Raw genomic sequence first — 21,739 nt, 5'->3', positions numbered from 1 at the left:
TGTACTTATATTTAATACTTATAAAAATGCAGATCAAACCTATCCAAAACGAATACGAAAGAGAAATCATAAATTTGATTTTAAACATTCAACAAAACGAATTTAATGTCGCCATTACTTTAGAAGATCAGCCGGATTTATTAAACATTAAGAATTTTTATTACGAATCAGGCGGTTGTTTCCTTGGCGCTTTTATTGACGAAAAACTAGTCGGCACCATTGCCTTGGTAAAATTTAATGAAGAAAATGCTGCCGTCAGAAAAATGTTTGTTTTAAAAGAATACAGAGGTAAAGAATACAATATTGCCCAGCAGTTATTAGAACAACTAATCACATACAGCAAGGAAAACGGATTAAGTAACTTATATTTGGGAACTGTTTCTATTTTACAGGCCGCTTTACGATTTTATGAAAGAAATAATTTTATTGCAATAGAAAAAGAAGCACTCCCGCATGATTTTCCATTAATGCAAGCCGACAATGTATTCCGTCAGCTACAACTAAATCAAATAAAATGAATATAATAGACGAAATAGGTGTTTTAGCCTTATCAACCAGACTACAACGACTGAGCGAACAGCTTCGAAAGGACGGTGCTTTGGTTTACAAATCTTTTGATATTGATTTTGAGCCCAAATGGTTTCCTGTCATTTATACTTTACATATAAAAGAAATGTTAAGCGTAGTAGAAATTGCAAACGAAATTGGCTACACCCATCCGTCGACTATAAGTTTATTGAAAGAATTGGAAAAACTAAAAATTATCAGCTCAAAAAAGGACAAACTCGATGAAAGGAAACGATTAATCGTACTAACCACAAAAGGCAAAGAGCTTGTCGTAAAAATGCAACCTGTCTGGAATCTTATTCGAAATGTACTAACAGAGATTTCAGATAACCAAAATAATCTGCTGAAAGCCATTGAGGAAGCGGAACAAAAACTGGCCAGTCAGAGTTTCTTCCAAAGAGCATCAGCATTAAAGGGTTAAGCGTATTCTTTTCCTGTTATTTTTTTTCTGTGATTATGTCCCCACTTTGCCAAAGAGTCTATAACTTCTTTTAAGGTGTGGCCATAATCCGTTAGTTTATATTCGACGGTGATTGGTTTCGTATCAAGAACCGTGCGGGTTACTAATTGATTTTCTTCCAGATTTTTTAATTCCCTGCTTAACATCTTACCCGAAATTCCTTCTACTTCTCTAAGTAAATCTGTGAATCGTAAAGTATTAAAACATAAGGATGCAATAATCGAAATTTTCCATCTTCCGTTCAGAATATACATGGCATCGTGCACTGCCATAATATGTTGATTGCATTTTTTCAGATCGTGTTCGGGCTCTTTTATCATGAAATGTCAGTTAGTTACCTCAATGTTACGGTTACTTTTGGTAATCGAATGACAAAAATACATTTAAAGTTTTTACATTTGAATACAATTTAAATTTAACATCAAGAATATGGACTTAATAAAAGCACTCGAGTGGCGTTATGCTACTAAAAAAATGAACGGACAAGTTGTCCCACAAGAAAAAATCGATTACATCCTGGAAGCGGCAAAACTAGCTCCTTCGTCATCTGGTATACAACCGTACCAGATTTTTGTAATTTCTAATAAAGAAGTAAAAGAAAAATTAAGAGCAGTAGCTTTCGATCAAAGCCAGATTACAGACGCTTCTCATGTATTGGTTTTCGCAGCCTGGGACGGTTATTCGTTAGAAAAAATCTCAACTGTATTTGACAGAACACTTGCCGAAAGAGGATTGCCTGCCAATACTATGGACGATTACAAAAATTCACTTTGGGGAATGTATGAGCCACTTGGTCAGGAATGGCATGCCAATCACGCTGCAAGACAAGCTTATATTTCTTTCGGTATAGCACTTGCTGCTGCTGCAGAACAAGAAGTAGATGCAACACCAATGGAAGGTTTTGTTCCTGCAGAAGTTGATAAACTCTTAGGTCTGAATGAACTTGGTCTTAAAAGTGCCGTAATACTAACGCTTGGTTACAGAGATGAAGCGAATGACTGGTTGGTTAATATGAAAAAAGTAAGAACTCCAAAAAGCGAGTTTATAACGGAAATTAAATAAAGAAGGAAGATAATATCCGTATTTAAGAGACTATTTCGCAAGTGAAATAGTCTCTTTTTTTATTTGTGCTAACGAGATATCTTCTAAAATTCCAATTTTTTAAATCCCAAATTCCAAAGTGTGGATCGATAAACAGAACGGGTTATTTTAGCAGGCGATATTCTATACATTTTGTCACTCTGAGTGGAGTTAGCCTTGACTTTAATTATATAACTAAAACCCAAATCTGACAGGTTTTTGAAACCTGTCAGATTTAAATTCGGAAAAACGGAGAAACTTTATGAAGTAAATTCTATAAACTGAGCGTGGTTCACCACAAACTATGTCAATTTCGAGCGAAGTCGAGAAATCGCACAAGGACCTCCACAACAGAAAGACATTCAGTTTGTCATCCTGAGGAACGAAGGATCTACGTTTGCTGAATCGATAGTGCTGAGCTTCACTTTACGGAATTACTTGTGAAGATACTTCGTTCCTCAGTATGACAAAATTGGGGAAAATGGAAACGGAGCCACCTTGTGTGATTTCTCGTACCTCGAAATGACAAGGAAAACTCAACAGCTAACAGATTACAAATCACATTTCACATTTCGCAAACTACATCTTAATGATAATAAACTCAGAGCGTCTATTTTGCTGATGTTGTTCTTCTGTACACGGAACGCCGTTTTTGCAATTGTTGATTAGTTTTGTTTCGCCATAACCAATGGCGCTTTCTATTCGTTCAGCGGCTATGCCTTGCGAAATGATATAATCTCTTGAGGATTTTGCCCTTTTGTCTGAAAGTATAAGGTTATAATTGTCTCTCGCTCTGGAATCGGTGTGGGATTCGATTTTAATGACCATTTCCGGATATTCATTCATTAATAAAACAACTTTGTTTAATTCGATGGCCGCATCATTTCTGATATTGGATTTGTCTAAGTCAAAGAAAATTATTCCGATTTTTATCTTTAAGATACCGTCTTCTTTAACAATCAGAGGTGATTTTATTCCTAAATCCACCACCGTTTCTCCGGAAGTGCTTTGCGTTAAAACCGGGAGTACAAGTGGCGTAAATCCTTGTTTGGACGCTTCAATCTTATAACTGGTGCTGCAGGCTACCGGAGTTTTAAATTGATATTCACCCAATTCACCTGAAGTAGTTTCTTCCAACTTTTCTCCATTGGCAGCATACAAAGTCACAGTTGCATTTGCAATTTTTCCTTTTGTAATTTCATTAAAAACAAACCCTTTAATCTGCTGTTTACAAATAGGTGTTCTTTCGAAAGAATAGATATCGTCATCGCCTTTACCGGATTTTCTGTTGGAAGACACAAAACCCAAATTAGTTTCTTCGTTAACGATATAAGCAAAATCGTCCAGATTGCTGTTTAAGGGTGCTCCAAGATTAACCGGCTTTTCAAAAAGACCGTCTTTTATTGGACTTTCAAAAACATCAAGTCCGCCTAAACCTAAATGTCCATCGCTGGCAAAATACAAGGTTTTATCTGTAATAAACGGAAACATTTCGCGTCCTCTGGTGTTGACTTTATCGCCTACATTTTTGGGTTGCGAAAATTTATTATCTCCTAAAATATCTACCACAAAAACATCTGTGGAACCAATTGTTCCGGGCATATCTGATATAAAATAAAGTTTCTTTCCGTCCTTGCTTACACTCGGTTGTCCAACTGAATATTCATCACTGTTAAAAGGAAGTTCTTGTATGTTTTCCCAGCTTGTTTTATCATCTTTGGTTACGGCTGTAGCAGAATATAGTTTTAGATTGTTCCTGCCTTTTCCATCTCTTCCGAGTTTTCCATTGTAATTATTTCGGGTGAAATAAATGGTGTTTTCGTCGGGCGAAAAAGCAACACAGGCCTCATGATATTTGCTATAAAGTGCATTTGAAAATCTTCTGACATGACTCACATCAGATTGCGACGGACTAATTTTCCCCAACTGAAGACTTAAAAACGGCTGATCGTTCCAGGCATATCTTCTTGTGGCCACATAAGAGGAATCTATAGATGTAGCATAAATAAGCTGACCTTTGTAAAACATAGGCCCAAAATCAGAATAAGAAGAATTAATCGATAGATTTTGAAGGGTGAACTGGGGTTCGAGGTTCATAATTTTTTCGATTGTATTTTCCTGAAGCGAGAAATTTTGCTTTCTGGCATCTGAGGCTTCTGCTTTTTTACTGAAATTCTTCAACCACTTTTTAGCCAATTCATAGTTTTGAATTCCTTCTAAAGTCTGGGCGTAACGAAAAAGATATTCTGCCGAAACTTCATTTGGATATTCTGCAACCAGCAATTGGTATTTTTCATTTGCCTGCTGCATATCGGTATTAAAATAATACGAATCTCCGGCTCTTTGAAGGGTTTCCATAGAACGATCGCCTCCTTTTATGGCGTATTCATAAGCTTTGGCGGCTTCTAAATACCACATTTTATCAAAAAGAGCATCAGCAGTTTTGTTTTTGGTCTGCGAAAAGCCGGCCATCACTATAAATAATCCGATTAGGGTAATTATTTTTTTCATAACTCTTTAGTTTAAAAAAATCTTGGCGATTTTAGTCCTTTCTCTTTTGATTTTAACTCAAAGCGCAACATGATCTCATGACTTCCTGACGAAAATTTCTGCAGTTCAGTAGTCGTATAATCATAGGTATATCCAATTAAAAACTGAGGTGTAATCTGGAAACCTGCCAATGCACTAAAGGAATCTCCTGTACGATAAGAGGCTCCCAATCTAAACTTATCATTAAACATAAAATTGGCCGATAAATCTACAATCACTGGTGCACCCGACACATACTTGGTTAAAAAAGCAGGTTTGAATTTGACACTCGGGCTAAGGTCAAAAACCCATCCTCCTATTAAAAACAAATGCATGCGCTCGTCTGCCAAACCTTCCTGAATCTCATCGTAGCGTTCGTCTGTTAGAAAATTAGGTACCGATAATCCTAAGTAGCTTTTTTCGCTATGCAGATAAATCCCGGCACCAACAACAGGCAAAAACTTATTCTGAATGTTTTGCTGAAATTGAACGTCGTTATCTTTAAAAGAACCTTTAGACCAGTCAATATTAATTACTCTTCCTCCTCCTTTTACCCCAAAGGAAAGCTTGTAGGTATCGGATGCTTTTATTGAATAAGAGAAATTCAAATCAACGTATTGTTCTTCTGACGGACCTATTTCATCATTTACGATAGATAATCCCAGTCCGACATTTTTTCCGACGGGAGAATCCAGTGTAAAGGATTGCGTGTTCGGAGCTCCTTCCAGCCCGACCCACTGCGTTCTGTAGATCCCTGTAATTGTCAAATGCCCCGCAGATCCTGCATACGCAGAGTTCACACTCAATGTATTGTACATATATTGTGTGTATTGCGGATCTTGCTGCCCATACATAAAGTTTGCAATAAACAGCATTAGTATAGCGATAATTTGGTTATATCTTCTGACCATTGTTCAATGTTATTAGCAATTTACTATTCCGTTTACTTACTACTTATCGTTTTAAATACAACCAACCTGATGTTTTTGGCGTTCCGTCTCCCAGATCCAAAATATAGAAATAGGTTCCGACCGGTAGTAATTTTGAAGATCCGTCGGCAGTTCCGTCCCAGGTATTTTTATATCCCTGTTGTGTATAAATCAAATTCCCCCATCTATTGTAAATTTCGAGTACATTGTTAGGATAGTTGGCAATACAATCTATATAGAATACATCGTTGACACCATCGTCATTAGGAGAAAACTCATTGTGGATTTTTAAACAGGCCGGTTCAATCGTAGCACTGCTTTGATTGTTGGAAGCATTCGTATCTATTTGATCTAAGGCTACTAATTTTGCTGTGTTTAAATAGTCTTTAACGTCACGTACTTTTACTTTTAAGGTTAAAGTCTGAACTGAATTAACATCAACAGCAGGTATTTTCCAGATTCCGGTTCCGGCATCAAAAGTTCCTGAACTTGTTGATGACGATACAAATTGATAGCCAGTAGGTAAAACATCCTGTACTTCTAGATTTGTTGCTTTTAGACTTCCAATGTTATCTGCTGTAATCGTAAAATTGATTAGCGCATCAATTGGAGGATCTGTTGCATCGACTGTTTTTATAATCGCGATATCGGTTTTTGGCGATTCAATAAAGGCATTGTCTTCATCGTCTTCGCTTTGATCTCCATCATCATTATCCGGAGTACTGTTTGGATCAAATTGATCACTGGCTGTAACCTGCGCTGTATTTACATAATCGGAATCTTTTAGACCGTTTGGTGTTTCAACTGTTGCCTGAAACGTTAAGGTCAAACCACTCAGTGGAATTTGCAAATTAGACCAGGTGATTCTAAAGCCGCTGTAGATACCTCCACCGCTAATATTAGTAATGTTACTATACCCTATTGGCAGTAAATCTTCGACAGCAACACCGGTTGCCACTACCGGACCTGCATTATTAACCTGAACTGTAAAGGTTACAACTTCATTAACATTCGCTTTTACATTACTAACCGTTTTTTCTAAACTCAGATTCGCCAATTGTACATCTACCAGGATGCTGTCATAATCGTCTTCTGTTGTAACACCATTATTCGGTGTACTATCAGGATCCGGTAATGCGCTTGCTGTAACTTCTGTGATGTTTAAATATTCGTTTGCAGCTCCTGTCGCAGGTTTAACGGTAGCATTAATTAATAAAATCTGTTCGTTGCCATTGAGAATTGATCCTACATTCCATCTTCCATCTGCGAAGGTGTAGGTTCCGCTTGTTGCACTGTGCATCATATAAGCAAATCCGGAAGGAAGCAGGTCTTTTACTTCAACACCGGTTGCATTTCCTGGTCCGTCATTTTTGACTTTAACCTGGAACGTAACGATATCACCCACATTTGGTTTTTGATTTCCGATAATTGTTTTTTCTATAGATAAATCTGCCATCACAATAATTGGCGTTACCGATATACTGTCGTAATCGTCTTCTGTCGTGATACCATTATTTGGTGTACTGTCAGGGTCAAAATCGTCTGCTGCTGTTACTTCTGTAATGTTCAAGTATTCATCAACTGTACCTGTCGGAGCATTAACCAATACATTTATCAGCAAGGTTTGACTACTGTTTGGAAGTACAATTCCCGGATTCCAAATCCCTGTCGTTCTATTGTACGAACCGGAACTTGCATTGTAGAAAACAAAGGTATACCCAGCAGGTAACAGGTCTTTTACTTCAACACCCGTTGCAATGTTTGGTCCTGAATTCATCAATGTAATTTGGAATGTAATCTGAGAGCCTACTAAAGGAGTCAGCATATCATCTACTACCAATTTTTCAAGTGATAAATCGGCAATAGTATTAACCGGAGTCAGAATTACAGAACTAATATCGTCTTCTGTTACCACTCCATTGTTTGGCGTACTATTAGGATCCGGCAAATCTGAAGAAAATACTTCGGCTGTATTGCGGTAGTCTCCTGTAATATTTACGATTGCAGTTATCAACAAAGTTTCTGAAGCTCCATTGGCAATTGCTCCAACATCCCAGATTCCGGTTACTTCGTTATAAACACCAGCAGTAGAACTAAATACAACATAGGTATAACCGCTCGGTAGCTTGTCTGTCACTTGTACTTTTCCGGCACCTTGTGGTCCTTTATTGTTTACGGTAATCTGAAAGGTTACTGAGGTTCCATATGCCGGACTGGTATTACCGCCTATCAATGTTTTGGTCAATGCTAAATCGGCAGCTAAATTAGTTGGCGTTACCGTTACGCTTCCATAATCGTCTTCGGTTGTAACTCCATTATTTGGTGTACTGTCAGGATCCGGTAAACTGCTGGTGGTAACCTCAGCTATGTTGATGTAATCTCCTGTTGCATTTACTGTTCCGCTTACTGTTAAAGTTTCGGATTTACCGTTTATTAATCCTCCAACATTCCAAATTCCGGTAGTCGCATCGTATGTTCCTGTCGAAATACTGGAACGCGTATAAGTAAATCCGGTTGGAAGTTTATCCGTTACCTGAACTCCGGTAACATCTTGTGGACCACTATTAGTCACTATTACTTCAAAAGTAACTTCTGAACCCACCAATGCTGTTGTATTTCCTCCAACAATCGTTTTAGTCAACGATAAATCGGCAGCTAAACTAGTTGGAGTTACCGTTACACTTCCATAATCGTCTTCTGTTACAATTCCATTATTTGGTGTACTATCCGGATCCGGTAAACTGCTGGCAGTAACCTCAGCGATGTTGAGGTAATCTCCTGTTGCATTTACTGTTCCGCTTACCATTAAGGTTTCTGATTTTCCGTTTATTAAGCCTCCAACATTCCAAATTCCGGTAGTCGCATCGTATGTTCCTGTTGAAATACTGGAACGCGTATAAGTAAATCCTGTTGGAAGTTTATCCCCTACCTGAACTCCTGTCACATCTTGCGGACCACTATTGGTTACTATCACTTCAAAAGTAACTTCTGAACCAACTAACGCTGTCGTATTTCCTCCAACAATTGTTTTGGTCAACGATAAATCGGCAGCTAAATTAGTTGGCGTTACGGTTACGCTTCCGTAATCGTCTTCGGTTGTAACTCCATTATTTGGTGTACTGTCAGGATCCGGTAAGCTGCTTGCGGTGACTTCGGCAATGTTTGCATAATCCCCTGTTCCATTTACTGTTCCGCTTACTGTTAAGGTTTCTGATTTACCGTTTATTAAGCCTCCAACATTCCAAATTCCGGTAGTCGCATCGTATGTTCCTGTAGAAATACTCGAACGCGTATACGTAAATCCGGTTGGAAGTTTATCCGTTACTTGAACTCCCGTCACATCTTGTGGACCACTATTAGTCACTATTACTTCAAAAGTAACCTCTGAACCCACCAGTGCTGTGGTATTTCCTCCAACTATGGTTTTGGTTAACGATAAATCGGCAGCTAAACTTGTTGGCGTTACCGTCACGCTTCCGTAATCGTCTTCTGTTGCGTCACCATTATTTGGTGTACTGTCTGGATCCGGCAAACTGCTCGCGGTAACTTCAGCAATGTTTGCATAATCACCTGTTGCATTTACTGTTCCGCTTACTGTTAGGGTTTCAGATTTACCGTTTATTAAACCTCCTACATTCCAAATTCCGGTAGTCCCATCGTACGTTCCTGTTGAAATACTGGAACGCGTATAAGTAAATCCAGTTGGAAGTTTATCCCCTACCTGAACTCCCGTAACATCTTGTGGACCACTATTGGTTACTATTACTTCAAAAGTAACTTCTGAACCAACTAGTGCTGTGGTATTTCCTCCAACTATGGTTTTAGTCAACGATAAATCGGCAACACCTGAAACCGGTGTTACAACAACATTTGCATAATCATCTTCTGTTATATCACCGTTATTTGGTGTACTGTCAGGATCGGGCAAACTGCTGGCGGTAACTTCGGCAACATTAGTATAATTACCTGTTGCATTTACGGTTGCTGTTATAGTTAAAGTTTGCGATTGTCCATTTGGTAATCCTCCAACAGTCCATACTCCGTTACCGGCATTGTAAGTCCCTGCAGAAGGAGTTGCGCTAGCAAAAGTGTAACCAGTAGGAAGTGACTCCGTAACCTGAACTCCAGTTGCATCCTGAGGCCCGCTATTGGTTACCACTATTTCAAAAGAAACCTGCGAACCAAATAATGGCGAAGGATTTCCTCCTACAATTGTTTTTGCTAAAGATAAATCGGCCATTGCAGCAACCGGAAGTATAGTAACACTTCCATAGTCGTCTTCTGTTACAACTCCGTTATTCGGTGTACTGTCGGGATCGGGTAAACTGCTTGCGGTTACTTCAGCAATATTAAGGTAATCGCCTGTCGCATTTACCGTTGCGGTAATTACTAATGTTTCCGATTGTCCGTTTGGCAGACCTCCTATGTTCCAGAATCCGGTAGTCGCATCATAAGTCCCTGCTGAAGGAGTTGCACTGGCATAAGTATAACCAGTAGGAAGTTTATCCCCTACCTGAACTCCCGTAACATCTTGTGGACCTCCATTGGTCACTATTACTTCGAATGAAATTTGTGAGCCAACTAATGGTGTTGTATTTCCTCCTACAATTGTTTTGGTTAAAGAAAGATCGGCAACCGTAGCAATTGGCGTTATCGTAACACTTCCATAATCATCTTCTGTTACGTTACCATTATTTGGTGTACTGTCAGGATCCGGTAAACTACTTGCCGTCACTTCAGCGATATTAAGGTAATCCCCTGTTGCGTTTACGATTGCTGTTATCGTTAAAGTTTGCGATTGTCCGTTTGGCAAACCTCCTATATTCCATAATCCGTTGGTAGGATTATAAGTACCTGCCGAAAGAGTTGAACTGACATACGTATAACCGGTAGGAAGTTTATCAACAACCTGAACTCCGCTTGTGTCCTGAGGTCCGTCATTGGTCACTATTACTTCGAATGAAATTTGTGAGCCTACTAATGGTGTTGTATTTCCTCCGACAATTGTTTTGGTTAAAGAAAGATCGGCAACCGTAGCAATTGGCGTTATCGTAACACTTCCATAATCGTCTTCTGTTACAACTCCGTTATTTGGTGTACTATCAGGATCCGGTAAGTCGCTTGCGGTAACTTCAGCAATATTAAGATAATCACCCGTAGCATTTACGGTTGCGGTAATTACTAATGTTTCTGATTCTCCTTTTGGCAATCCACCAATATTCCAAACTCCGCTACTGGCATCATAGGTACCTGCTGAGGTGTTCGAAATTGCATACGTATAACCCGTCGGAAGTTTATCGGTAACCTGAACTCCGGTCGCATCTTGAGGGCCACCGTTGGTTACTATTACTTCGAATGAGATTTGTGAACCAACTAATGGTGTTGTATTTCCTCCGACAATTGTTTTGGTTAGAGATAAGTCGGCGGCAAGTGAAACTGGTGCCACAATTGCGGTGTCATAATCATCTTCTGTTGTTACGCCATTATTTGGTGTACTATCGATATCAGGCTGATCACATGCTGTTACTTCCGCAATGTTAAGATAATCGCCTGTAGCATTTACATTTACCGTCAATAGTAAAATTTCTGTTGTTCCGGGATTAACTACTCCAACATCCCAAACTCCTGTGGTATCATTGTAAGTACCGGAAGTCGAGCTAAATAAAACATAACTATATCCTGTTGGAATTTTGTCTTTTACCTGAACACCGGTAGCCGTATTTAGACTGCTATTGTTTACTCTGATTTCAAAAGAAATCTGAGAACCTACCAATGGCGTTAAAGTATTATTAACTACCGTTTTAGTCAAGGACAAATCTACCATATTAGGCAAAATGGTAATCGTTGCAGCAGATTCATCATCTTCGCTTTGATCTCCATCATCATTATTTGGTGTACTGTCGGGATCCGGAAGATCACTCTTCGTAACCTCAGCTGTATTTACATAAGTCCCTGTTGCACTTGCTGTTGCATCAAAAGTAAGATTCAAAGCTCCGCCATTCGCTAAGCTTAAATTTTGCCAAAGCAAAGTACTGCTGGCGGCATCATAAGTACCTCCATTTGATACGGATCCTGAAACCAGTGTATACCCATTTGGAAGGTAATCTTTAATGTCAACTCCCGTCGCATTTCCCGGTCCTTTGTTAGTAAGAGCCAAGGTAAAGGTTACCACTCCGCCTACTGTCACACTTGTTGGAGCGACTGTTTTTTCTAATTCTAAATCAGCATTTTGCAAGGTAACTGTTGCATCATCCTGATCGTCTTCTGTAGTAACATTATTATTTGGTGTACTGTCAGGATCATTTTGATCGGATGTTATCACTTGTGCTGTATTTTGATATCCATTTGCAACAGCGGTTGCTTTTACGGCTGCTGTAATCGTTAAGGTGGAGGAATCTCCATTGTTTAAAGTTCCGATAGTCCAGATTCCTGTAGCATCATTGTAAGCTCCAGCTCCGGTATCACTCACATAAGTATATCCTACAGGCAGTTGATCTCTAACCGAAACATTGGTTGCATTATTTGGCCCGGAATTGGTTACTACTACTGTGAAAACCACATTATCTCCAATACTCACAATAGTTGGTACTACTGATTTTTGCAATGATAAATCGGCTGATTCTATTACAACCGTAGCGTCATCCTGATCGTCCTCGGTTGGAATATTATTGTTTGGTGTACTGTCAGGATCGGGAAGATCACTCTTGGTAACTTCCGCTGTATTTACATAAGTTCCTGTTGCATTAACCGTTGCATCAAAAGTAAGATTCAATAGTCCTCCATTTGCGATACTTAAGTTTTGCCAAAGCAAAGTACTGCTGGCAGCATCGTAAGTACCACCATTTGATGCGGATCCTGCAACCAGTGTGTAGCCATTTGGAAGATAATCTTTAATCTCAACTCCTGTAGCATTTCCTGGTCCATTATTAGTAAGAGCTAATGTAAAGGTTACCACTCCTCCGGCTGTAGTACTAATTGGAGAAACCGTTTTTGCTAATTCTAAATCGGCAACTTGTAAGGTAACCGTAGCATCATCCTGATCGTCTTCAGTTGGAACATTATTATTCGGTGTACTGTCCGGATCATTTTGATCGGATGTTATAACTTGTGCGGTATTTTGATAGCCATTTACAACAGTCGTTGTTTTTACGGTTGCTGTAATGGTTAAGGTGGAGGAATTTCCATTATTTAAATTTCCAACAGTCCAGATTCCGGTAGCATCATTGTAAGCTCCTGCTCCGGTATCACTTACATAAGTATACCCAACAGGCAATTGATCTCTAACCGAAACATTCGTTGCATTATTTGGTCCGGAATTGGTTACTACTACTGTGAAAACCACATTTTCCCCAATACTTACAACAGTTGGTACTACTGATTTTTGTAACGATAAATCGGCTGATTCGATGACAATCGTAGCATCATCCTGATCGTCCTCGGTTGGAATATTATTGTTTGGCGTACTATCAGGATCGGGAAGATCACTTTTTGTAACTTCCGCTGTATTTACATAAGTTCCTGTCGCATTAACCGTTGCATCAAAAGTAAGATTCAAAGCTCCGCCATTCGCTAAGCTTAAATTTTGCCAAAGCAAAGTACTGCTGGCAGCATCGTAAGTACCACCATTTGATACGGATCCTGAAACCAGCGTGTAGCCATTTGGAAGATAATCTTTAATCTCAACTCCCGTAGCATTCCCCGGTCCATTATTAGTAAGAGCCAATGTAAAGGTTACCACTCCTCCCGCTGTAGTACTAGTCGGGGAAACCGTTTTGTCTAATTCTAAATCAGCATTTTGCAAGGTGATAACAGCATCATCCTGATCGTCTTCGGTTGGAACATTATTATTCGGTATACTGTCCGGATCAATTTGATCGGATGTTATAACTTGTGCTGTATTTTGATAGCCATTTACAACAGTCGTTACTTTTACGGTTGCTGTAATGGTTAAGGTGGAGGAATTTCCGTTATTTAAAGTTCCGACAGTCCAGATTCCTGTAGCATCATTGTAAGCTCCTGCTCCGGTATCACTTACATAAGTATATCCAACAGGCAATTGATCTCTAACCGAAACATTGGTTGCATTATTTGGGCCTGAATTGGTCACCATTACAGTAAAAACCACATTGTCCCCAATGCTTACAGCCGTTGGCACTACTGATTTTTGCAATGATAAATCGGCTGATTGTATTGAAATTGTAGCATCGTCCTGATCGTCTTCGGTCGGAATATTATTATTTGGTGTACTGTCAATATCAAACTGATTACAGGCCACAATCTCTGCTGAGTTTACATAATTCCCCGTTGCATTTACTGTCGCTTTAAAAGTAAGATCTAAAAGTGCTCCTAGTGTAACATTCAGATTAGACCAGCTTATAGAAGAATCCCCTATATTATATACTCCCCCATTGCTAACAGAACCGGGAACTATGGTATACCCGTCAGGTAAAAGGTCTTTTACGCCAACACCTGTAGCATCTACGGTTCCTCCTGTACTAGGATTATTAAAAACACTTATAATAAAAGTTACCTCGCTACCCACATTTACATTGTTTGGGGTAACTGATTTTATCAATTCCAAATCGGTGTTTGCAATTATAGTAATACTGACCTGATCCGTTGCAACAGCGCAAGGGCCGTTTGTAACACGCCACTCAAAAACGGTCGTCCCTACATCTAATCCAGACACCGCTGTTGTTGGAGAAGTTACATCGCTAAAAACCACCGAAGAAGTTCCTGAAACCTTAACCCATTGTCCTTGCCCAACTGTAGGCGGAGTTGCTCCCAACGTTACAGAAGCAAACTGAGGTAAAGTCTGGTCAGGACCAGCATTGGCATTAATAGGTTGTTCGTAAATCTCAATACGCATTGTATCTGAAGAAGAGCAACCATCATTATTTGCTGTCGCTGCCGTCCAAGTAAACTCGTAAACCCCTGTTGTTAAACCAAAAACAAGAGTTGCAGGATCATTTGGTGACGCAATATTTGCCAGAGTTCCCAGAGTTTGCGTCCAGGTTCCTACACCTTGCGTCAGAGGAACTGCAGCCAGATTGGTCTGAGTCACCGCACATAATTCCTTATCCGGTCCTGCATTTGCAATAGATGGAGGCACATCATTAAAAATAACAGAAACCTGATCTACAGAAGGCTGACATGTTGATGGATTGGTAAATGGTCCGTTTGTCACAGTCCAAGTTAATATGTAAGTTCCTAAAGTTGTAACATTTGATAAAGTTGTCTGTGGATTATTCGGGCTGTCAATAACCGCCTGTCCTCCTGACGGATCATCTGCCGGTATTGCAAAAGACCATCTTCCAATTCCTGCTGTAGGTGCAACGGCATTGGTTGTATAAGTTCGTTGACAAGCAACTGTATCGTCAGGACCTGCGTCGGCCTGACTTGGAGCCTGGAATACATTAATACGAACGATATCGGATAAATCTCTACAGCTTCCTCCTCCACCCGGACTTCCGTTTGAATTTTTAAATACCCATTTTAAGATGTACAATCCCGGTACTGTCAGACCCGTAACTTGTGTCCCCGGATCATTAATATCGGTAATATTAGCCACACTTGTGCCGGGTTGTAATACCCATTCCCATTCTGAAGTAGTTACGTCTATTGGTTTTGTGTTTCCATTTAAAGTTATTATGCCCCCAACATCGGTCGTACAGATCGTTTGATCGGGTCCTGCATCCGGCTGAACACTTGCCCCGCTGTTTACGGTAACGGTTACAGTATCTGAATTTCCCGGACAAGTATTTCCTGATGTAAAACTATAGGTACTGGTAGTATAAGTAAAGACATAGGTATTTCCCGGAACCACTGTTGCATTGGCCACGTAACTGTTTGATGGTGATTGCGTAATAGTAACCCCTGCCGGATTACCACTTGTTAAGGTCCAGGTTCCTGTGGAGTTTTCTGATCCGATCAACTGTACACTTGATACATCACAATAGGTGGCATCAGATCCTGCCGAAGCCGGAGCTGCAACTTCTATAATAACATCATCAAATGATATCGGACATAAAAAGTTTTCCGTACTTGTTACCTTCCATCTAAAAACGTATTTTCCTTCTACCAGATTATTAATTACCGTATTAGGATCCATTGGATCAACAATCAAGGGTATGTTGGGTGCTCCTGCTAAAAGCGACCATTCACCCCCTTCAAAAAACTCATTATAAGAACTTCCTGCCATCGTTGCTGAAGTTCCATTGCAAATTTCCTGATCAGGACCTGCATTTGCAACTTGCGGTGGTACACCAAGTAAGATTCGAACATCGTCTGATGCTGTTGAACAAGAACCTGCAGTTACCGTCCAACGAAAAACATAAGGTCCGCTGCTCTCAAATGTAAATACAGCATTTGGATCTGTTACATTACTAATTGTATAATCACCAAAACCGGAAACTCTTGACCATACCCCAACAGCCCCACTGGACAAAGTTGCAGCCATGGTTACGGTTGTACCACAAACACTTTGATCAGGACCGGCTCCAGCTGTTGCCGGATTTTCAGCAACGGTTACTTCTACTGAATCTGAAGAATTACCGCAAGAACCACCGGTTAAAGTAATCGTCCAGATAAATTTATAAAAATTATCACCGGGAATTGTAACAGCTGTCTGAGGGTCATGATTATCGGCAAAAACTACTCCTGCGCTTGGATTAACAGTCCATGTACCCTGCTCACCAACTGCGGGTGTATTGGCATTTAAATTTATTGTGGTTGTATTAGTCGGATAACAAGCATCAGTACCCGCCATAGCCACAGTACCCGCCATATCTACAGAAGTTAATACTGATATGTCATCTGAAATTGGCGTACTACAACCACTTGTCCCCGGATGCAAATAACCTATGGTCCATCGCAATACATTTGTCCCTCCTGCCGTTAAAAAACCGGTTGCCATAGTAGTAGGATTACTTGAATCTGCAAAAACAATAACATCGGGGCCGGAAACCTGAGACCATATTCCATATTCTCCCGATGCGGGAATGCTACCATTCATAGTAAGCTGTGAATTTATACACGCCCCCTGATCCGGTCCTGCACTCACTGTTGAAAGTATACCGCTTGAAACATAAACAGTCACGTTATCAGTAGAAAAAGGACATCTGGAACCTCCTCCTTTTGTAATATATTGAAATTCATACGTTCCCGGAATTAAACCGGTCGCCATGGTATTCTGAGCCGTATGGTCTACTATATTGGCCTCGTTTGGACCACTTAATTGTGTCCAATAGCTAGTTCCTTCTGCCGTTGTACCAACTCCTTCCAAAGGTGCTGCTGTCATACCGCAATTTAAACTAACGTCTGATCCCGCATTTGAAGGTGTAGCCTGTGCAGATACGATAACCGCTATACTATCAAAACCATAATCACAGCCTACGGGTAAATTTCCATCTTCTGTTCTGGCAAATTGTAGTGAATAAGTACCCGGTATTGTTAAATCCGGCAAAGTCACACTGGTCTCTCCAATTTGTAAAGGAGCCGTCGGAAATGGACCAAGAGGAGAACCAATCGGACCATCTAAAATTCTATATCGATTATAGCCTGTTCCTGTTACAACTATAGGTATCGTAAATTGAGTTTGCTCACAATTTCCATAAAGATCTTCTCCACCATTTACGGAGATGGTTCGCGTCGACTCTTTATATTCTACCACATAATCTTTTGTAAAAACACAGCCTGTATTAGAGTTTGTTAAAGTGTATCGAAAAGTATAAGGATCTCCTGCATCCGAAATATTTGTCACTAAAGTTGTTGGACTTGCAGGCGATTGTATAGATCCCGGAGGCAATGTTGTACCACCAATTTGTGTCCATAAAACCGTTTCACCGGCATACAAAGGCGCCGGTGCAGAAAGTGTTACCTGATTAATGGTAGGATCACAAAAATAAATACGTTCTGTACCTCCCGGAAGTACGGTTACGTCTTGTGTAGCAGCTGGCACTGTAATAGTTACTTCGTCGCTGCCCGATGCACAAGGTCCTACAACTGTCCATCTTAAAACATAAGTTCCTTCCTGTAAATTAGAAACATTGGTTGAACTCGAATTTGGGTTTCCAATTATTGGTGTGTTGGGTCCACTGACAAAGGTCCAGGTTCCCATTTGACCATTTAATCCGCAACCTCCGAAAGAACCATTTAAATTCACATTTTGCGTAGTCGTATAACAATTCGTCAGCGTAATATCTGATCCTGCGCTAACTGGTGTAACCCCTCCATAATTGGTAACAGTTATGGAAGAAGAAGAGGAACAAAATTTTCCGGGAGAATATTCCGGTCCTGTAATTACCCAGGTCAATGTACTCACACCACAACTCGTTGTTGGCAGTGTTAAAGTTGTAGTAGCCGACGTTGGAAAATTCATAACAACACCTGCATTATTTGCTCCCGTTATTTCCCAATGCCCGGTTTCTCCCGGGTTTTGAGGGGCATTCCCTGAAATAGCAATGCTTCCTGTGGAATTAGGACACGAAGCGATATTGGCTCCGGCATTGGCTACCGTAATTGGTACGACAATAACTGTTTTATCCTGAAAAGCCAAAACACCGTCACCACAGATCGCCGAATAACGAAAAACATAGGTATTTCCACCAGTATATCCGGTTACTGTTGTGGTAGGTGAATTTGGAGAAGTTATGGTAACAGACGGCCCGCCTATTTGTGTCCATTTTGCAGTACCAATAATTGGAGCCGGACTATTTCCTTGCAACATCATAGGATCTATGGCGCAAATAGTTTCATTGAGCACACCTGCATTAACCGTACAATTTTGAGCTTTTACGCTGATAAGATTGCCGAAAAATAAAATTAGGCTCCAAAAAATTATTCCTTTTCTGATAATTCTGTATCCAAAAAGTCTTGTTTGGTAATCTTGTTCCATATAGTATACTTATTTATAGTGGAAAAACTTTATTCAAACATTAATCAGATCATTCACAATTACAAAAATTGTAAACGTCTAACCTGGTAACATACATAAATTTAATTTTGACCTTAGTAATTCCTCATTGGGAATCAGAATTAATCCGGTATCAAAAAAAGAGTAGGTTTAAAAATTTGGGAAGTATTTCATGCTGTTTATTTCATGCCAAAAACGGTCACTTCTGCTTTGCCATTTAAAAATCCTTTGGTGTCATACCAAAAATGAATGGCTTTAATTTTGCGTTTGCCTCCGCGAAGATCAATTACTCTGCTTTCTCCTCCTTTGGCTATATTTTGTCTTAATTCGATATTTTCAGGTGCCCCACTCTCATAATCTACGACCATTTTTTGCATGTTAAGCGGCGAATCTGTCACCTTAAGTTTTAATTTTCTAAAGGAATCCCGATGGGTCACATCAAGTTTGTCATGATCGGCATTGTGTGTAACCGATCTGCTGCCTATCACACGCCAGGAACCGACATTATTATTGTTTACCACATTATTATTTTTTCTTATCACTTTTTGAGCAGTTGTCAATTGAACTGCCAACAAAATCATACCTAAAACTAGTATCTTTTTCATAACATTTATTTTTTACTATTAATCACCTTGACTCAAGGTCAACATGTGGTTTCGATTTTTCTACTTCAATTTCTTCAAATTAACGTAGGTGAAAACGGCTGTTATTTTAAACATATTGGCATCTACATTCGACGGATTCGAAAAAACGCCGGCATATGACATATTAATTCCCAAAGGGGGTATAATTTGATAACCAACCGTCGCGCCACCACCCAATGCATTTATTTTATTGTCTTGTTTAACTCCGTCGTATTCTAATGCTCCTCCGTACTGGTATCTCAAATCTGCGCCGGCCCAGAATTTTTCTGTAAAATTATGAGTCAAGTGATTTTCGATAGCAAACAGCGGTTTTTGTTTGGTTTCTCTCGCCCGGGTTATAAAAGTAGGATCACTATTGGTCGTATACATTTGCACCGATGGGTAAACCTCTAACCACGTCACTCTTTTGGGATCCTTACTCAGATGAATATTCATTGGAAATCCCAATTCAAACGTAAATCGGTTACTCCCCAGATTCATCGCTTTATTTCTATCATAGGAACCGGAATACCAAGTTCTGAAATACCCCATCATCGAAAAAGTTTTATGCTGATACGCCACATATTCTTTAACATTCAGTGCGGGTTGATTTATTAATCCGTATTTAAATCCGATAAAACCATCCGCAAAACCTCCGGAACTTACGTCAATTGTTGACGGCAAATTGAGATTACTTAATGCGGCAGCATTTAAAGTTCCTGAAACATTACCCGGTACTGCATTTAACATAATCTGAGCAAAATTCCCACCCAAATTAAAATTATGAATCAGGGTAACAGGAAAAGCGTTAATGGTAAGGTCTGCTCCATTAACCAAAATATTAGCAGGGGTTATATTCTGATTCAGATGCATCCATTTGGGTATTAAACCCGTTGCTCCTGTTGGTCCCCATAAAAGCATTCTCGCACCATCTCCCTGCGCAAATGTATTTTTAAAAGAAAAGATCAAAATACCAATTAGTAGTATATATTTTATTTTGTTTTTTTTCATAACCTCTTTTTTATTTTATCATTGAAAACAAAAATCTTATTGCCCTAATCCTACATCTTTCGGCGGATATTTTCTAAAGGTTGCCGCATGTCCTTTTGCCTCGGCAGCCATTACCGCAGTCCAGGCATTTAAACGATGTCCGACAGGCATTCTTTCTTTTGGATCTATGTATAAATTAAACAACCACGGCGCTAAACCCGGCTGACCTGTGTAGGAGAAATCGATATTCATCATGTCCCTTTCTGCATTGGTAAATTGAAAATATTCTTTGTATTCATACATTCGTATAGAAGAAAATTTGCCTTCAACCCAAGTATAAACCCGATCTCTTTTGGACTCCCCTTTGTCTGCCAATAAAAATGAAGTCTGATCTATGCCGTCAATATATCGGTCTGTAGGGATTTTGTTTGCAATTCCGGCAATATTCAAAGTGGTATTAAATAAATCCATCAGATCAAACAATTCGGCACTTTCTCTTCCCGGTTTGATCATGCCTTTCCAATAGGCAATTCCGGGTACCCGTGTTCCACCTTCCCAGGCAGTTCCTTTTCCTCCGTGAAAAGGGGTATAACCGCCATCCGGCCAGCTATCTTCCTGTGGACCGTTATCTGATGTAATAAAAATAAAAGTATTTTCTAAAAGTCCTTCTTTTTCCAATTCAGCTACCAATTCGCCAATTATGGCATCTACTTCAACAACCCCGTCTTTATAAGGGTATTTACTGGCGCTTTTGCCTTCAAATTCTTTGGAGGCAAAATTGTCGGCATGTACTTTCATAAAAGCATGTTCTAAAAAGAAAGGTTTACCGGATTTTGCGAACTCTTTTATTTTTTCGAGACTGTATTTTTTCAACGTCTGATCGCCTTCTGCAATATCGTCTGTACCTGTTGTCACTTTTTTGGTGATGATTTTACCTCCTTTAGTTCCAAACATTAAATCTTTTCCGGCGTCCAGTTTATTGTAAGCCGCTAACTTAAACGTATCCAAAACCAAATCCGGATACCGTCGTTTATCAAAACTTTGTGTAATTTCCTTTTCAGCAGCGTACCAGCCATACCATTCGTCAAATCCAACTTCGGTCGGACGCATGCCTTCTAATTCTCCAATATGCCATTTTCCGCTTAAAACTGTTTTATAACCGGCCCCACTCAGAAGCGTTGGCAAACTGATTTCATCTGCCCAAGGGTTTTTGGTCAATTTATCGCCTGCTAATATTGGACGGGTAAGTCCTGTTCTGTATGGAATTCGTCCTGTTAAAATAGCTGAACGTGTTGGTGTACAGGTTGGTTGTGAATAGGTTGAGGTTAGCTTTAAACCCTGATTTGCCAGTCGGTCTATATTGGGAGTGGCAGCACCTATTGAAGCGCCTCCGCCATAACATCCCGGATCACCAAATCCCATATCGTCGATCACAAACCAAACAATATTGGGTGTTTTTCCTGTTTTCTTTTTTAGCGCTGCCAGCATATCTGCGGCAATTTTATCTTGCGCAGGATTAGGAATGGCAGGTTGCCAACTTTCTTTTCCTTCTATAATTTTTGCTTTGCTCAAAGGAGTAACCTGAGCTACAGCCTTCAAAAAAAGCAGCAGTAAAAATGCAACTAAAAGAATCTTTCTCATTTGTTTT

Annotated in this window: 10 protein-coding genes; 3 read left to right on the top strand and 7 right to left on the bottom strand. The window is 39.8% G+C overall.

Going from position 1 to position 21,739, the window contains the following annotated elements; genetic code table 11:
• Positions 1-26: 26 nt before the first annotated feature.
• Together AB674_RS18105 and AB674_RS18100 are read left to right on the top strand one after the other, a co-directional pair.
• The gene (locus AB674_RS18105) at positions 27-518 is read left to right on the top strand and encodes a GNAT family N-acetyltransferase (RefSeq protein WP_205625367.1); all 492 of its coding nucleotides are present in this window, start codon (positions 27-29) and stop codon (positions 516-518) included.
• Positions 515-988, top strand: a complete 474-nt coding sequence (locus AB674_RS18100; protein ID WP_047778677.1) for a MarR family winged helix-turn-helix transcriptional regulator — start codon at positions 515-517, stop codon at positions 986-988. The genes AB674_RS18105 and AB674_RS18100 overlap by 4 nt, the downstream gene beginning before the upstream one ends.
• On the opposite strand, the gene AB674_RS18095 is transcribed toward AB674_RS18100, so the two are convergent.
• Entirely contained in the window at positions 985-1,347 is a 363-nt protein-coding gene (locus AB674_RS18095) for a winged helix-turn-helix transcriptional regulator (RefSeq protein ID WP_047778676.1), read from the bottom strand. The genes AB674_RS18100 and AB674_RS18095 overlap by 4 nt on opposite strands.
• Positions 1,348-1,456: 109 nt before the next feature.
• Here AB674_RS18095 and AB674_RS18090 point away from each other — a divergent pair, with 109 nt between their 5' ends.
• Positions 1,457-2,089, top strand: coding sequence for an NAD(P)H-dependent oxidoreductase (locus tag AB674_RS18090; RefSeq protein ID WP_047778675.1), 633 nt, complete (start codon positions 1,457-1,459; stop codon positions 2,087-2,089).
• Positions 2,090-2,686: 597 nt separating this feature from the next.
• On the opposite strand, the gene AB674_RS18085 is transcribed toward AB674_RS18090, so the two are convergent.
• From AB674_RS18085 to AB674_RS18060, 6 genes are all read right to left on the bottom strand, one after another.
• On the bottom strand, positions 2,687-4,618 hold the full coding sequence (locus AB674_RS18085; protein WP_047778674.1) for an OmpA family protein: 1,932 nt from the start codon (positions 4,616-4,618) through the stop codon (positions 2,687-2,689).
• An 11-nt stretch (positions 4,619-4,629) separates the two neighbouring features.
• A complete protein-coding gene (locus AB674_RS18080; protein WP_047778673.1) occupies positions 4,630-5,547 on the bottom strand; it encodes a type IX secretion system membrane protein PorP/SprF in 918 nt (305 codons plus the stop codon).
• A gap of 43 nt (positions 5,548-5,590) precedes the next feature.
• Entirely contained in the window at positions 5,591-18,460 is a 12,870-nt protein-coding gene (locus tag AB674_RS22635) for a PKD domain-containing protein (RefSeq protein WP_053004323.1), read from the bottom strand.
• Positions 18,461-18,657: 197 nt separating this feature from the next.
• Entirely contained in the window at positions 18,658-19,083 is a 426-nt protein-coding gene (locus tag AB674_RS18070) for a hypothetical protein (RefSeq protein ID WP_053004322.1), read from the bottom strand.
• A 60-nt stretch (positions 19,084-19,143) separates the two neighbouring features.
• Complete coding sequence (locus AB674_RS18065; RefSeq protein ID WP_047778672.1) at positions 19,144-20,112, bottom strand: transporter; 969 nt, start codon at positions 20,110-20,112, stop codon at positions 19,144-19,146.
• Between the two features lie 36 nt (positions 20,113-20,148).
• Complete coding sequence (locus tag AB674_RS18060) at positions 20,149-21,732, bottom strand: arylsulfatase (protein ID WP_053004321.1); 1,584 nt, start codon at positions 21,730-21,732, stop codon at positions 20,149-20,151.
• Between the last annotated feature and the right edge of the window lie 7 nt (positions 21,733-21,739).

The sequence above is a fragment of the Flavobacterium sp. ABG genome, assembly GCF_001027725.1.
Taxonomy (GTDB): Bacteria; Bacteroidota; Bacteroidia; order Flavobacteriales; family Flavobacteriaceae; genus Flavobacterium; species Flavobacterium cupriresistens.
Note: the sequence above shows the minus strand (reverse complement) of the source record. Positions and strands in the feature narration are given on the sequence as shown.